General features: G+C 66.8%; 11 protein-coding genes. 5 read left to right on the top strand and 6 right to left on the bottom strand.

Annotated features, from left to right (window positions below; translation table 11 throughout):
- Positions 1 to 771: 771 nt before the first annotated feature.
- The 4 genes from F4553_RS39915 to F4553_RS39900 all read right to left on the bottom strand — a co-directional run bounded on the left by F4553_RS39915 (position 772) and on the right by F4553_RS39900 (position 5,371).
- Entirely contained in the window at positions 772 to 1,203 is a 432-nt protein-coding gene (locus F4553_RS39915; RefSeq protein ID WP_184830560.1) for a glycine-rich domain-containing protein, read from the bottom strand.
- A gap of 106 nt (positions 1,204 to 1,309) precedes the next feature.
- Complete coding sequence (locus F4553_RS39910; protein ID WP_184846943.1) at positions 1,310 to 1,630, bottom strand: DUF6300 family protein; 321 nt, start codon at positions 1,628 to 1,630, stop codon at positions 1,310 to 1,312.
- Entirely contained in the window at positions 1,627 to 5,160 is a 3,534-nt protein-coding gene (dnaE, locus tag F4553_RS39905) for a DNA polymerase III subunit alpha (protein ID WP_184846941.1), read from the bottom strand. Before dnaE ends, F4553_RS39910 begins: the two co-directional genes overlap by 4 nt.
- Positions 5,153 to 5,371 carry a hypothetical protein gene (locus tag F4553_RS39900; protein WP_184846940.1) on the bottom strand — a complete coding sequence of 73 codons (219 nt, stop codon included), beginning with the start codon at positions 5,369 to 5,371 and terminating at the stop codon, positions 5,153 to 5,155. The genes dnaE and F4553_RS39900 overlap by 8 nt, the downstream gene beginning before the upstream one ends.
- A gap of 473 nt (positions 5,372 to 5,844) precedes the next feature.
- Between F4553_RS39900 and F4553_RS39895 the strand changes: the two genes are divergently transcribed.
- On the top strand, positions 5,845 to 7,281 hold the full coding sequence (locus F4553_RS39895; RefSeq protein ID WP_184846938.1) for a helix-turn-helix domain-containing protein: 1,437 nt from the start codon (positions 5,845 to 5,847) through the stop codon (positions 7,279 to 7,281).
- Positions 7,282 to 7,298: 17 nt separating this feature from the next.
- The gene (locus tag F4553_RS39890) at positions 7,299 to 7,844 is read left to right on the top strand and encodes a GNAT family N-acetyltransferase (RefSeq protein ID WP_184846936.1); all 546 of its coding nucleotides are present in this window, start codon (positions 7,299 to 7,301) and stop codon (positions 7,842 to 7,844) included.
- Positions 7,845 to 8,288: 444 nt separating this feature from the next.
- On the opposite strand, the gene F4553_RS40410 is transcribed toward F4553_RS39890, so the two are convergent.
- Positions 8,289 to 8,714, bottom strand: coding sequence for a hypothetical protein (locus tag F4553_RS40410; protein ID WP_221470668.1), 426 nt, complete (start codon positions 8,712 to 8,714; stop codon positions 8,289 to 8,291).
- An 897-nt stretch (positions 8,715 to 9,611) separates the two neighbouring features.
- On the opposite strand from F4553_RS40410, the gene F4553_RS39880 reads away from it, so the two are divergent.
- Entirely contained in the window at positions 9,612 to 10,649 is a 1,038-nt protein-coding gene (locus tag F4553_RS39880; protein ID WP_376776346.1) for an NAD-dependent epimerase/dehydratase family protein, read from the top strand.
- Here the strand turns inward: F4553_RS39880 and F4553_RS39875 are convergent.
- Positions 10,629 to 11,975, bottom strand: coding sequence for a helix-turn-helix domain-containing protein (locus F4553_RS39875; RefSeq protein ID WP_184846930.1), 1,347 nt, complete (start codon positions 11,973 to 11,975; stop codon positions 10,629 to 10,631). The genes F4553_RS39880 and F4553_RS39875 overlap by 21 nt on opposite strands.
- 666 nt (positions 11,976 to 12,641) lie before the next feature.
- Here F4553_RS39875 and F4553_RS39870 point away from each other — a divergent pair.
- Positions 12,642 to 13,634, top strand: coding sequence for a radical SAM protein (locus tag F4553_RS39870; RefSeq protein ID WP_184846928.1), 993 nt, complete (start codon positions 12,642 to 12,644; stop codon positions 13,632 to 13,634).
- Entirely contained in the window at positions 13,618 to 14,319 is a 702-nt protein-coding gene (locus F4553_RS39865) for a hypothetical protein (RefSeq protein WP_184846926.1), read from the top strand. Before F4553_RS39870 ends, F4553_RS39865 begins: the two co-directional genes overlap by 17 nt.
- The last annotated feature ends 54 nt before the right edge of the window (positions 14,320 to 14,373 follow it).

The raw sequence follows: 14,373 nt of genomic DNA, 5'->3' as shown, positions 1-14,373 counted from the left end.
GTGCCTATCGCTCCAGCCGGGACTGCGGGAATAATTTCGCCGCTCGGCCCAATGACGGCAATCGGAGGAGTATTTCCACCGCCCGTGTCGTGAACCAAGATGGGCGTGTTACCGGCGAGCACATAGTAGGTATGAATGTCCTGAATCGTCAGGTTGTACACGACCCGGCTGCCGCGCCATGTCACGACCGAGGTCACGGTAAGGCCGAGTTCCGGCTCAACCTCCTGCAGCTGAGTACCCGGGACCAGTCTGCAGCCAAAACCCATTTCCGCTGATCAATGCTCCAGAAGGGGTGCTCCTGCGTCGTGTGGATGACCTTCGGGTTCAGGCCGTGCGCGTCGGTCACCGTCACGTCGGCGAGGGCGGCATCGTCATTGATATGCAGTTTTGGCCGCACGCCAGTCAAGCCCACATCTGATCATTAACCGGATGGGCGAGAACAAGATCAGCCCGGCCAGAACCCTTCTCGGTCCGCAGAATCTTGCGAGAAGGGGTACGCCGCCGGTAGCAGGGAGCTGCCGACGGCGCACCCCTCATCTGCGGCCGAGTGAATGGGGTTGTTGGTTCGGTCGCGGTGAGTGTGTTGAGTGCCAGGAGCCGAGGTCACCCCAACTCGTAGCCTGTCAGCGGTGACGTATGGCGGGAAGATGCCGACTGCCTGTCGACGTCGGCTGATTCAGCAGACATCCGAAAACGCTTGTCGCTGGGGTATGCCGATGGTGAAGCCGAGTACCTTGATGACGCTGGCTCTCAGCGTGCGGGTGGGTGTGGTCAGCGGGCGTGCGAGCCGCAGGGGGCGTCGTTGCCGCAGTCGGCGGCGTTCAGGGCCCACAGCGGCTCGTCGATGGTGTAGCCGGCGGCGGTGATGAGGTTCTTGGTGCGGTCGAGAACGCTCGGGTCGTTCTGTCCGCCGTCGTAGGGGTAGTGGTGGATGAACCGGCCTGCGACTGCGTCGCAGAACGCTGCATACATCTCGGTATGCAGGATGAGGTTGTGCCAGCCGAGGTCGACCATCACCGAGGGGGTGAGGCTGGTACCGGGGTTGCTCGCGCATGCGGCCAGGAACTCCAGGGACTGCCGCTGGATGCGCGCGCAGAGGTCGAGGTCGAGATCGGGGTGGTCTTTGTGGAGGCGGCCGGTGAGGATGTCGAGCGCGCCGTCGGGCAGCAGGGCTGCGGGATGGATGGTGGTCGGTGCTGTCATGTCGTTTCCCTTCGTGAACCCCCATTCACCGGCTTACCGTAACCACGCGCATAGATCGTCTTCTACGTTGTTGGGGTTCGCCGACATTCTGCCGACATCGGCATTGTTATAGGTCGCCGGCGGACCAGGTGTGCAGGTCGTCGTCGAAGGCGGCCGGGTCGGGTATGCGGGTGGCGGCCGTGACGGTCCAGTCGTGCAGCAGGGCGGCGACGGTGCGTTCGTCCCCGGGTTGGACTCCGTCGTGGATGGCGAGGTAGGCCAGCAGGGGCTGGGCGTGGGGGTCGCGGGCGTCGCAGCGGGGGCACAGTCCCACGATGCGGCTGCCGGGCATCGTGGGGTGCGGTGTGCGGGCGGTGAGGTAGAGCTCGCTCGTGCACCGGTGGCATGGGGGGAGCTGGGCTCCTCCCATCAGGTCGACGGTGGTCACGCAAACGCGGTGGCGCCGAGGATGCCTTTGACCTCGGAGCGGAACCCGACGCCGGGGTCGACGGTGACCTTGAGGTCGAGGACCACGTCCTTGGGTCGGCCCCGCAGCCGCAGGTGCACGGGGTGTTTGCCGGGGTGGGAGTTGACGATGCGGGCCAGGGGGTCGGTCAGGTCGTAGACGCGGTCGATGGGCATCGACAGGATGACGGCCGGGTGGGCGTCGAGGTCGGCTTCGGTGACGTGCAGCGCGGCGAGGTCCATGCCGATGATCGACGTGGCGCCGGTATCGCGTTGGCTGACCCGACCCTTGACCGCGACGATCGCGTCCTCGATGAGGTACGGACCGACCACTTCGTAGGAGTTCGGGAAGAACAGCACCTCGATGCTGCCGCCGAGGTCTTCCAGGGTCGCCGACGCCCACATCTTGCCCTGCTTGGTGGTGCGCCGGGAGACCCCGACGAGCATTCCAGCAACGCTGACCATCGCACCGTCCTGCAGGCCCTCGTCGAAGATCTGGATGATCGGCCGGTCGGAGTTGGCGCGCAGGATCTTCTCGGTGCCGGCCAGGGGGTGCGAGGAGACGTAGAGGCCGAGCATCTCGCGTTCGAGCGCGAGGAGGTCTTTGCGGTTCCATTCGTGTTCGCGGATCGTCAGGTCCAAGCCGATGACGGTGTCTTCGGCCTGGACCGTGCCGAACAGGTCGAACTGCCCGGCGGCTTCCTGCTTCTTGATGCCGGTGACCGCTTCGACGGCGGTTTCGTGGATGTCGAGCAGTCCGCGTCGGGTGTGGCCGAGGGAGTCGAACGCGCCGGCTTTGATCAGGGACTCGATGGTGCGCTTGTTGCAGACGACGAGCCCGACCTTGGTCATGAAGTCGGCGAACGAGGTGAAGGCGCCTTTCTCCTTGCGGGCCTCGATGATCGATTCGACGACGTTGGCGCCGACGTTGCGCACTGCGGTCAGCCCGAACCGGATGTCGCCGCCGACCGGCGCGAACGGTGCGATCGAGGCGTTCACGTCCGGCAGCAGTACCTGGATGCCCATGCGCTTGCACTCGGCGAGGTAGACGGCCATCTTGTCCTTGTCGTCGCCGACAGAGGTCAGCAGCGCCGCCATGTACTCGGCGGGGTAGTTCGCCTTGAGGTACGCCGTCCAGAACGACACCAGTCCGTAACTGGCGGTGTGGGCCTTGTTGAAGGCGTAGTCGGCGAAGGGGACCAGGATGTCCCACAGCGTCTGGATCGCCTCATCGGAGTAGCCGCGCTCGCGCATCCCGTCCTGGAACGGCTTGAACTCCTTGTCCAGGACCGCCTTGATCTTCTTACCCATGGCTTTGCGCAGGTTGTCGGCCTGGCCAAGGTTGTAACCCGCGAGCTCCACGGCCGCCATCTGGACCTGCTCCTGATACACGATCAGGCCGTAAGTCGGGCCGAGGATCTTCTCCAGAGGCTTTTCCAGCTCCGGGTGGATCGGCGTGACCGGCTGCAGTCCGGTCTTGCGCAGCGCGTAGTTCGTGTGGGAGTTAGCGCCCATCGGGCCGGGCCGGTACAGCGCGAGCGCGGCGGAGATGTCGTCGAACGAGTCCGGTTTCATCAACCTGAGCAGGTCGCGCATCGGGCCGCCGTCGAGCTGGAACACCCCGAGCGTGTCGCCCCGGGCGAGCAGTTCGTAGGTGGGGATGTCTTCCAGCGACAGCGAGTTGAGGTCGATCTTGCGGCCCGAGGTCATCTCGACGTAGCGCAGCGCGTCGTCGAGGATGCTCAGGTTCCGCAGCCCCAGGAAGTCCATCTTGATCAGGCCGATGGACTCACACGTCGGGTAGTCCCATTGGGTGATCGTCGCGTCGTCGGCCTCGCGACGCATCAGCGGCACGTGGTCGATCAACGGTTCGGCGGACATGATGATGCCTGCGGCGTGCACACCGGTCTGGCGGACCAGGCCCTCCAGGCCTCGCGCGACGCCGATGACCCGGGCCACGTCCGCGTCCGTGTCGTGCAGGGTGCGGATCTCGGTGGCCTCGGCATAGCGGGGGTGCTGCGGGTCGAAGATCCCCGACAGCGGGATGTCCTTGCCCATCACCGCCGGCGGCATCGCCTTGGTGATCCGGTCCCCCACCGCGTACGGGTAGCCCAGGACCCGGGCGGCGTCCTTGATCGCGGCCTTCGCCTTGATCGTGCCGAACGTGCCGATCATCGCGACCCTGTCGGCACCGTACTTCTGGGTGACGTAGCGGATCGCGTCCATGCGCAGACGCTCGTCGAAGTCCATGTCGATGTCGGGCATCTGGACACGCTCGGGGTTGAGGAACCGTTCGAAGATCAGCCCATGGGTGATCGGGTCCAGCTCGGTGATCCCCATCGCGTACGCGACCATCGACCCGGCCGCCGACCCGCGGCCCGGCCCGACCCGATTGGCACCGCCGTTGATCTTCGCCCACATCACGAAGTCCGAGACGATCAGGAAGTACCCGCAGAACCCCATCTGGCTGATGACGCCCATCTCGTACTCGCACTGGGCCCGCCGGTCGTCGGGGATCCCGTCCGGGTAGCGGCGGGCCATCCCCGCCCACACCTCCACGTCGAACCACGTCTGCTCGGTGTGCCCGTCCGGTACGGGGAACGTCGGCATCAGGTTCGTCGAGGAGAACATCCCCGCGGTGTCGACCCGCTCGGCGATCAGCAGCGTGTTCGCACACCCCTGCTGCCAGATGTCGGACCCGTCGATGGCGTACATCTCCTCGGCGGACCGCAGGTAGTAGCCCTTGCCGTCGAACCGGAACCGGTTGGTGTCGGAGATGTTGGCGCCGGTCTGCACGCACAGCAGCGCATCGTGCGCCTCGGCCTGCTCGGGCAGGGTGTAGTGCGAGTCGTTGGTGACCACCGGAGGCAGGTTGAGCTTGCGCGCGATGTCGATCAGGCCGTCGCGAACCCGCCGCTCGATCTCCAGACCGTGGTCCATGATCTCGACGAAGTAGTTGTCCGGTCCGAAGATGTCCCGGAACGCCCCCGCCGCTTCCAACGCGGCCTCGGGCTGCCCGAGCCGCAGCCGGGTCTGCACCTCACCGGACGGGCACCCCGTCGTCGCCATGATCCCGTCCGCGTACTTGGACAGCAGGTCACGGTCCATACGCGGCTTACCGTACTGGCCTTCGATCGACGCCAGCGACGACAACCGGAAAAGGTTCCGCAGACCGGTGTGGTTCTGCGCCCACAACGTCGCGTGGGTGAACCGGCCGCTGCCGGAGACGTCATCACCGCGCTGATCGTCCCGACCCCACCGCACGGTCTTCTTGTGGAACCGGTCCGACGGCGCGAGATACGCCTCGATCCCCAGCACCGGCGTTAGGCCGGCTTTCGTCGTGGCCTTGTAGAAGTCCGCCAGCCCGTGCAAGTTCCCGTGGTCGGTAATCGCCACCGCCGGCATCCCCAGCCGGACCGCCTCGGTCACCATGTCCTTGATCCGGGCGGCACCGTCCAGGATCGAATACTCGGTGTGCACATGCAGGTGCACAAACTGCTGAGCATCACTCATCTCCGGCCGCCTCCCCGTCCTCTGACTTCAGCACATCCAGCACCGTCGGCCGCGACATCACACCATCGCACTCACGAGCCAACTGATTGGCCGACACCCCCGCCAGCTTCGCAACCCGCAACGAGGTCAACAGCTCAGACTTGGCATCCCGGAACGACGTCACGGCGGTTCTTACCCGAATGAGCTCGGGGACGGCTTCGGGGTCGGTCACCCCCACACCCTACGGTCAACGTTTTGACCAGTCAAAGACTTGACCAGTTGGGAGTGTCGGGAGTGAACCCACCATAGCGAGCCAGCCGCCACCGGCACCTCAGTCCAGCCCTGGCACCCGCCGACAGCACAGTCACAACCCCCAGATCCGCGCGGATCACTGTGGCGGCACATACCGACGAACCACAGCCCCGCCGTCAGCCACCGCAGGCACGTCCGGACCCGTCACACCATTGCGGAAACCGGTGAGCCGCCGGATGAGCAGCCGATTTCTGGCATTCCCGAGACCGCTCCGCCCATCCATGATCTAGAGGTCGAGGAACCTGCGCCATGCGTGGCATTCATTGACAATCCAATGACACCCATGAACGCCGATCATGGTCGATACCGGCCGCCGCCACATTAAGCTGTAACAGCGCGCCAGGTTGATCGATCGGGTACGACGCGATTGCTGGGAATCGGGTGGAGGGGCTCGTGGTCAGCGAGGATGAGGTACGCATTGCGCGGGAGGCGTTGGGTGTGGCGCTCACAGCCGCGCGCAAGGCCGCCGGGCTCAGCCAGCACAGCCTGGCCCGTGCGATCAACTACGGTCGCAGCTCCGTGGCGAACGTCGAGACGGGCAGGCAGAACGCCCCCCGACGGTTCTGGCAGGACTGCGACCAGATCCTCAACACCGGGACCCGGCTCACCGGCGAGCACGCCCTCGTCGACTCCCTGGCCAACCGGTACCGGTCTCAGATCACAGCAGCGGTCTTTGCGGCGAAGAGAGACGCCGTCAGCGGCACACGACACCCGGCGAACGCCGCCCCCTGCGCATGTCGGACGCCAGACCGGTCAGACCAGGATCCGTACGCCACAGCGAAGCCCAGCCGGGAGATCGACCCCCGGCTCCCAGTGAGTGAGACTGAAGAAATGTTGCGACGAACGGTTATCACCGCACTAGCGACTGTTGTGACCGGACAAGCGTCCGAAGGGATCACCGCGCTGACAGTCGACGGCGGCGGCCTCCGGTCGCCCGCCGCAGTGGACGGCTGGCATGAAGCCGTTTGGGAGTACGGCTACGCCTACTTCACCACCCCACGCCAGGACCTACTCCTTGACCTGGTCGGCGACTTCACCACGATAATCGACCAGATGCGCCGGTCCTCGGCCGCGGACCGCCGCCAACTCGCCGGACCCGCCGCCCACCTCGGCGCTCTCACCGCCAAGGCATGCACCGACCTCGGCTACGCCCGTGAATCACGTCACGCCTGGCGGCACGCCCGCCGCCTCGCCGACGAATCCGGCGACGAGTCCATCCGCTCCTGGGTGCGAGGACATGAGTCCGTCGGCGGCCTATATCAGAACAGGCCGCTGCCAGTCGTCCTCGAACTCGCCCTCCGCGGCCTCGCCACCACACCAGACTCCCCCACCGCCGGCCGGATCGAACTGCTCGGCGGCAAAGCACAGACCCTGGCCATGATGGGGCACCACGAAGCCGCGCTAGCCGCCCTCGACGAAACGCGAACGATGTTCAACGCACTGCCCGACGAAGTCCGCTCCCTCACCGAATCCGTATTCGGTTGGCCCGAACAGTCCCTACGCCATACCGAATCGTTCGTGCTCACCCACAGCGGCCGCATCCGCGACGCCTACACGGCCCAGGACCGAGCACTCCAGCTCTACCCAGCGGCCCAGATCGTCAGCCACTGCCAGATCAGGCTCCACCGCGCCTATTGCCTCATCCGCGAAGGACACATCACCGAAGGCATCACTCAGGCCGATGGCGCCGTCAGCCGACTGCCCACCCACCGCCGGAAACGAATCGCGCTCACCGTCGCCGCCCGCGTCGTCGAAGCCGTCCCCCTCCGCGAACAGCGACGCCCGCAAGTCGTGCAGTACCGCGAACTGCTCCAGACATCCGCCGACTGACCTGCGAGGAGACATCCATGCCACACCAGAGCACGATCTCCATCGCCAGCGGCCCATCCGCCCTCGAACGGCTCGACGAACTCACCGACCTGTACTTGGAGGTGTACGCGGAACCGCCCTACAACTCCGGGCCGCTGTGGCACAAGGACGCGTTCCTCAACCGCACGCACAACCAGGCCGCACGGGAGGGGTTCACCCTCGTCACCGCCGACGACCACGACGGCACGCTCTGCGGATTCACCTTCGGACTCACCATCGACGCGGGAAAATGGTGGGCCAACTCCCTCACCGAACCGCCCGAACAGATCCGCGCCGCAGCGAAGTTCGCCGTCATCGAACTCGTCGTCCGCAGGCCACACCGCGAGCGCGGACTGGGACGGACACTGCTCACGACCCTGCTCAACACCCGCACCGAGCCATACGCCATTCTCAGCGCCATGCCTTCGGCGCCGGCTCGCGACATCTACGAACACTGGGGGTGGCACCACATCGCCACATCACAGCCCAACGACGACGCCCCCATGCTCGACACGATGATGCTCCAACTGACTCCGACCTCCTGACATACCCCTGAGAAGTCCCCTTCTGCTGCTGCTAAACAGCCACACAACACCGGCATATGTGTCCCGCGTCTCTCTGGTGCTCGAACACCGCGGCGATTACGCCACCGAGTGGAAGGCGATCGGGTCGATCACGGCCAACCTCGGAATGCGAATGAAGTCTTGAAAGCGGCTTTCTTCACGACCGAGGTCCTACGGACGGCGGACGCGACCGGCCACCCACGCTCGTGAGGGTCATCGACGAGCACAAAGCATGCTTCGGCGGTATCGAGCCGATCTGCCGGGTCCTGACCGACCACGGCGTGAGCATCGCTGCCAGCATGTATTACGAGGTCAAGGCGATGCCGCTGCCCGACCCTCGTCGACCCCACCGCAGAACCAGGCGGACTTCCACGCGGCCATCCCACGCATGACCGCAACGGCAGCGCCGGACGCCGGCGGAACTCATCACCCGGGTCCACCCAGACCACGACTCGCCCGCAAATGGCGAGACATGATCAGGCTCGACGCCGAACTCGACCCGCCGTCATCGCCCACCGGGCGGCCGAGCGCGGCACTTCCGAAACCGACTGACATCATCGAGGAGCTGGGACTCTGGTGACCGCACCCTCGATCATGACGGTCATGGGTCACGCCGACGATGCGGAACTCTGGGCCGGCGGGACGCTGATCGAGCACGCGCGGCGGGGTTCGAAGATCACAATCCTCACACCCGCCGCCGACTCTATACGTGATCGTGAAGCCGCAGCAGGCGCTGCGGTCAGCGGCGCCGATCTCATACTGCTTGAGCGGCTGGACCCCGAACTGCTGGCCGAGCACCTGGTGCGTGTCCGCCCAGACGTGATCATCACTCACGGCACCGGCGACATCCACGCCGACCACCGGCAGATCGCCACAACGCTCCTCATCGCACTACCCGACGTGGTGATCACCCACGGCCACCCTCGCCGGGTCTACACCTGCGATGGCTACAACAACCTCGACCGCACCGGACACCCGCTACACCTACCAGTGATCATTGATGAGCCTGGACGAGTCCGTCGCCGTCATGACTGCGGTGGATCCGCCGGCCGTCGAGCACGGCACCTTCTGGGGCAATTCAATAGTCGACATAAAACTCCAGGTCACCCGCCCAGGCGAGTACCCGGACCACGCCCCGTAGAGTGCCGGTCAACGAGCACAACAGGTGGGGCCTGCCCGCATTCTCGTCGAGGAACTCCATAAATCCGCACGCCGCAGGTCAGATGTGGGCCCGATTCGAGCCCATCCACGCCGTCGCCTACTTCACCCCCGAGGCCCTCGCGGCGAACGCGGAGGCGGGCCCGCAGGGTTACGGGCGCGGCTCCCTGGCGAGTTCTGGGCTGCACTCAGGACGCGGGCCTGCTGCCGTCAGCTGCGCCGACTGGAGAGCGGTGGAGCGCGCCCTCGTCGGGTGGATCACATTCCCTAAAGCATCCTAGGTTGTTTGTGATGGCAGTTCGGCCAGGTCAGAACCGCCAGCCGAGCCAGGACAGGACGGTCCGGCCGAGGTCTTCCACCTCGCCGTGCAGCCGCCCTCGCCGAAAACGTTCCAGCAGGAAAGCCTTCCGTCGCCAACACCAATTGCCCATAGTGGATATAGGGCACACGGTTTTGCGACACGCCGGTGCCCTAGCCGATACTAGGACACTGTGTACGTTTTGCCTCAGCGCTAGGCTGATCAGCCGAGCACCCTGCAGGCTGGTCGCCCCGAGCTCTAGCCGGGCGGGTCCGTCGTTGCGGCTTGGCCAGGTGACGGACAATGGCCAGGTGCGCATCCTCGTCCTTGGTGGGACACAGTTTCTGGGCCGAGCGATAGTCCAGGCAGCCGTGAACCGGCGCTGGGAGGTGGTCACGTTCAACCGGGGTCAGGCTGCTCCGGACGTCAGCGGTGTCACCGCGGTACGCGGCGACCGCAACGTCGGAGCGGATACCGCGAGGCTGGCCCGGCTGGGCGAGTTCGATGCGGTGATCGACTGCACCGCCTTCGTGCCTGTCAACACCCTAGGGATTGCCCGGCTGCTGGAGCCGGTGTGCCAGCGGTACGTGCTGGTGTCGACGGTCAGTATCTACGCCGATTGGCCCGTCCGGCCGCTGACCGAGGCGTCGCCGCGGCTGGACTGCCCGCCAGATGCCGGTCCGGGATACGGGCCTGATGATGTGGAGGACGGGCCGACCCGGTACGGCCGGTTGAAAGCCGGGTGCGAGGTCGCGGTCGAGGAGGCCTTCGGCCTGGGGCGGTCGGCGGTTCTGCGGCCGGGTGTGGTGCTAGGTCCTGGTGAGTATGTGGGCAGGTTGCCGTGGTGGCTGTCGCGGATCCAAGCTGGTGGTGCTGTCGTCGCCCCCGGTGCGCCCGGCCGTTTCATCCAGCCGGTCGACGTCCGCGACGTGGCCGACTTCGCGCTGCACACGATCCGCGCCGAGGTCAGCGGCGCGTTCAACGTCGCGGCGCCGTCGGGGACCGTCACCTTCGCTCAGCTGCTGGAGGCATGTCGCGACGTCACTGGGTCCGACGCCAGGCTGGTCTGGGTCGATGACGAGGAGCTGGTGGCGGCCGGTGTGCGGCAGTGGTCGGAGCTTCCGCTGTGGCGGACCCACGAGGGAGTGTGGCAGCTCGACGCCGCACGCGCGCTCGGCAGCGGGTTGACCTGCCGGCCTGTCCAGCACACGGTGCACGACACCTGGCAGTGGATGCGCGACGCCCCGCCTACGGCAGGGCATGAACGCTCCGCCGAGCTAGGCCTGACGCGCGCCCACGAACAGCAGCTGCTAGCCCGCCACCGGCTCTAGATCAGCGCGCGTCTCGTCATCCCACTGCTGCAGCGCGTCCCCCAGTTGCTGAGCTTGGCTGGAGTCTCGCCATGGGCGGGATCGGATGCGCTGCTGCAACGCACCGGAGCGGGCTCGTACGACGGCGATCTGGTGCTGGACCCCCGGCTGCGTGATCTGAGACAGCGCCTGGAGGGCAGCATCGGGCCGGTCGGCCAGCACGTGCGCGGAAACGAGGTCCAGCTGGGCGCCCAGCAAGGGCGCCTGGGCAGTGTCCGTGGAGTCGCGATACCAGCGGATCGCGTGCCGCAGCGCTCCCGCTGCCGCGGTGCCGTCGCCCAAGTCGAGCCACGCGGCTCCCGCGCAGGCGGCGGCTCGCCCGGCGCCGAACGCGAACTCGCCGGCGAACTGCTCGACCGGATCCGCCGCCGAGAGGTCCAGGTCTGCGTCCGTCCGGAGGAGATCTGCGACGCCGTCGTTGTTGCCCAGCAGCGCCTGCGACCGGGCGGCGATGTGTACCAGCCGGAACCGTGCCGCGGTCCCGATCGGCAGGGCGAGACCGCGCTCAGTCTCGCGCAGCGCCTGCGAGGGTCGGCCCTGCCAGTTGTGGAACGACGCGGTCAAGCCCAGTACCCACGCGAGCACCGCCGGTTCACCGCACTGGTCCGCGAACAACCGCGCAGCGCGGACCAGCCGAGTCGCCGCAGCCGCATGGGACAGGTCGAACGCCGCTGACGCCATCAGCGCCGACGTCAACGCCATCGCCAGGTGAACGTCCGACCGATCGGTGCGCCGGGGAGCCTGCTTGAGAAGCGTTTGCAGCTCGGCGAACGTCTGCGCACCCTGGGCGATCGTGACCGAGCGGTGCTGCACTCCGTAGGCATGGGACAGATCGGTGAGATCCGCCAGCGCATCCGCGATGGTCGACCGGTCCAGCCCAGCCGTATCCGCCGCCGCCAGCGTCCACACAATCGCCGCGATCTGATCGACGTCGGGTGCGTGGAAGGCCTGGCCGCCGGTCACCGATGGGTGCACCAGGTGCTGCCCGCGACCGGGCGGAGAGTCCACCAGGCCTTGCTGCCGGAAGCCGATGGCAGCGGCGGCTCGTTGCCGGTCCTGCCGGGACCGCTCCATGTCATCGTGCGCCCGCGTGAGCAGACCATCCGTGGCCAGCACCGCGTCGCAGGCGATCCAGAACTCCCGCGGCACCCGCTGCCGGGCGGTTTCCACATTCGCCACGGTCGACCGCGAATAGTTGATCGCCAACGCGAGGGTCTGCTGGGTGAAGGCCGGCTCGCGCAGACCGCGCAAGCCCTTGCCGAGAGCGACCCGGGCCTCGTGTTCCACATCCGGGTACATCGACCAGCCTCCCCCTTTCGCTCTACGTGATCGCACTGTGACACGACCGATGGCCGTCAGACAACCTTCACCCTTCAGACGACACTGCTCCCGCCCCTGGTCAACGGCACCAAGCGGCGAGTAGGGATGTCAGCAGATTGTCGGAGTTACCTCATGCCCCTGGCCGACATCCACGACGGGCGTTCCGCGGTAGCAGAGCCGACAGATCGGGCCAGTCGCGGCAGGCCAGGACGAGGCCGCCGTCGACTGACGCTGTCGCCGGATGTGTGCGCGCATCCGGTCCGTCAGTGAAATGTCAGGAGCGGCCCCAGGCACTGTTCGACATCGATGTACGAGCGGCTCAATAGACATGACTCCGTGGTCCCCGGTCACCCGCTGGCCCCATCGCCCGGCTACCCAAGGGCATGCGGGTTCGGAGTCGCAGACGCAGCGTCCTGGCGGCCTGCCGCGCCATGGGGCGAGGGATCCGACGGAAGGAGATGAACAGAAGAGCAGGGACTTCTCCCAGCACGACGAGTAAAAGAGCTCCGCTGCGCCAGTCCGGCCGTTCGGCGCACTCGGTAGGGCCGGGAACCATCACCACCCACGCACGATCAGGCACCTCAACCCGCCGCCCGCCACACCGTGGTGCGGTATGCACCCATGGAGGAAGCGATGCCCACGATCCTCGGGACCCCCGTCGTCCCGCCGCGTAACCCGGAAACCACTGGCCCGGTCGTCTTCGGCGCTGGGCATCATTTCGCCCTCAAACCCGGCGAGTCCCTCGACGACCTGGTCGCGGCGTCGAAGGCGCCACTGTCGGTGATCTTGCAGGTAACGAAGCGGTGCAACTTCGACTGCTCGTTCTGCTCCGAGACGCTGCAGCTGCCCGACCCGACCCTGGCCCAGCTCGACACGATCCGGGGGAATCTCGCGGGAGCGCAGCGGGTGTTCCTGTCCGGCGGTGAACCGCTGCTGCGTCGGGACTTCGGCGACATCGTGGACATGTACCAGGGATTCATCCTCGGCATCCCGACCAACGCGACCCGCGGTCTGCAGCATGCCCAACGCATGGCTGGGAAGGTCGCCTACGTGAACGTCGGCTTGGAAGGGCCGCGCTCGACGACCAACCGGGTGCGGGGTGACTACGACGAGGTGATGGCCGGGGTGCGGGCGTTCCAGCAGGCGGGTATCCCGCTGTCGCTGTCGGCGGTGGTGTACCGCTCCACCCTGGACGCACTGCCGTTCACGTGCCAGATCGCCGACGTGCTCGGCGCGGGCAAGGTCAAGATGATCCTGCCCTTGCGCAAGGGCAACGCCCTGGACCTCGCGGAGAACGAGTTCATCACCGAGGCGGAGGCGAACCAGACCTTCGACCGGCTGACGAACCTACGCATGGTCCACGACTGGCGGCCGGCGCTGCGGATGACGGTGTGGAACGAGCACACCGAGGGGCACATGATCCTGGTGGAGGTCAACGGCAACGCCAGCGCATGGCCGGTCTACGACGGCAAGGACCTCCTCGAACCCCTCGGCAACGTCCTGGAAGAACCGATCACGCAGATCTGGCAGCGGTACCGGTTCAAGCGCAACCACTACGCGAAATACCTCGGCGCCAGCATCAAGACCGTCGAGCACACCGGGGCCGGCGATGCGCAGCTTCACTAACCTGTCCTGGCCCGACGGCGCCTACGGAGCAGAGTTCCGACCCTTCGGCACGAAACAGCACCTGCTCACAGCCGTCGCAGTCGACTGGGCCGTCGGCGAACCGACGATACCGGTGTCGGTGTCGGTGGTGCACCTGCGCATTCGCCCTGCCGCCGTCCTGGACGTGGACGAGCAGTCGCTGACCATCGGGTTCTGGACTACCGTGATCGAGTCCGCCGACGGGACCGGGGACCAGCTGCGGCACTTGGACCAGGTGCTGGTCGGGGCTCGGCGGCACGCGTCGATCCTCGCCGGGCACCACTTCGAGGCAGACCTCCTCACAGCCGTCAAACTCGCCGACCGGCGGCAGCCGGGGGTGGAGGGCGTCAGCGAGGCGTGGGCCGACCGGACCGTACGGGAACGCGGAGTCACCCGGATGGTGGACACCTGCCACGACGTCGACCCCGCCAACCGGCCCACCCTGGACGTACCCCTCGACCCGCCAATCCTGACCGGCCCCATCGACCCCGGCGCGGCATCCCGGCTGGCCGCGGCCAGTCTGGCCCGGTGCCTGGCGATCGGCCTGGTCGCGGCCGTACACGCAGGCCGATTTCGCTGGCCGGGAACCTTCAAGGTGCCAGCTGCGGTCGACCATGCCGCGTGGGACCTGCTGGAACCGGCGGCGGGTCGCGCACCGGCCGCCTGACCGGCCCCGTTAGCGTCATGTCCGCCATCAACAGCATGGTGGCGGACATGACCG

The organism is Allocatelliglobosispora scoriae, from assembly GCF_014204945.1.
Lineage (GTDB): Bacteria > Actinomycetota > Actinomycetes > Mycobacteriales > Micromonosporaceae > Allocatelliglobosispora > Allocatelliglobosispora scoriae.
This window is presented reverse-complemented; position numbering and strand designations above follow the sequence as displayed.

Excerpts from the sequence above, each read along its gene's own strand:
- F4553_RS39915 (WP_184830560.1), bottom strand. The coding sequence starts at position 1,203 with ATGACAGCACCGACCACCATCCATCCCGCAGCCCTGCTGCCCGACGGC.
- dnaE (WP_184846941.1), bottom strand. The coding sequence starts at position 5,160 with ATGAGTGATGCTCAGCAGTTTGTGCACCTGCATGTGCACACCGAGTAT.
- F4553_RS39890 (WP_184846936.1), top strand. The coding sequence starts at position 7,299 with ATGCCACACCAGAGCACGATCTCCATCGCCAGCGGCCCATCCGCCCTC.
- F4553_RS39870 (WP_184846928.1), top strand. The coding sequence starts at position 12,642 with ATGCCCACGATCCTCGGGACCCCCGTCGTCCCGCCGCGTAACCCGGAA.
- F4553_RS39865 (WP_184846926.1), top strand. The coding sequence starts at position 13,618 with ATGCGCAGCTTCACTAACCTGTCCTGGCCCGACGGCGCCTACGGAGCA.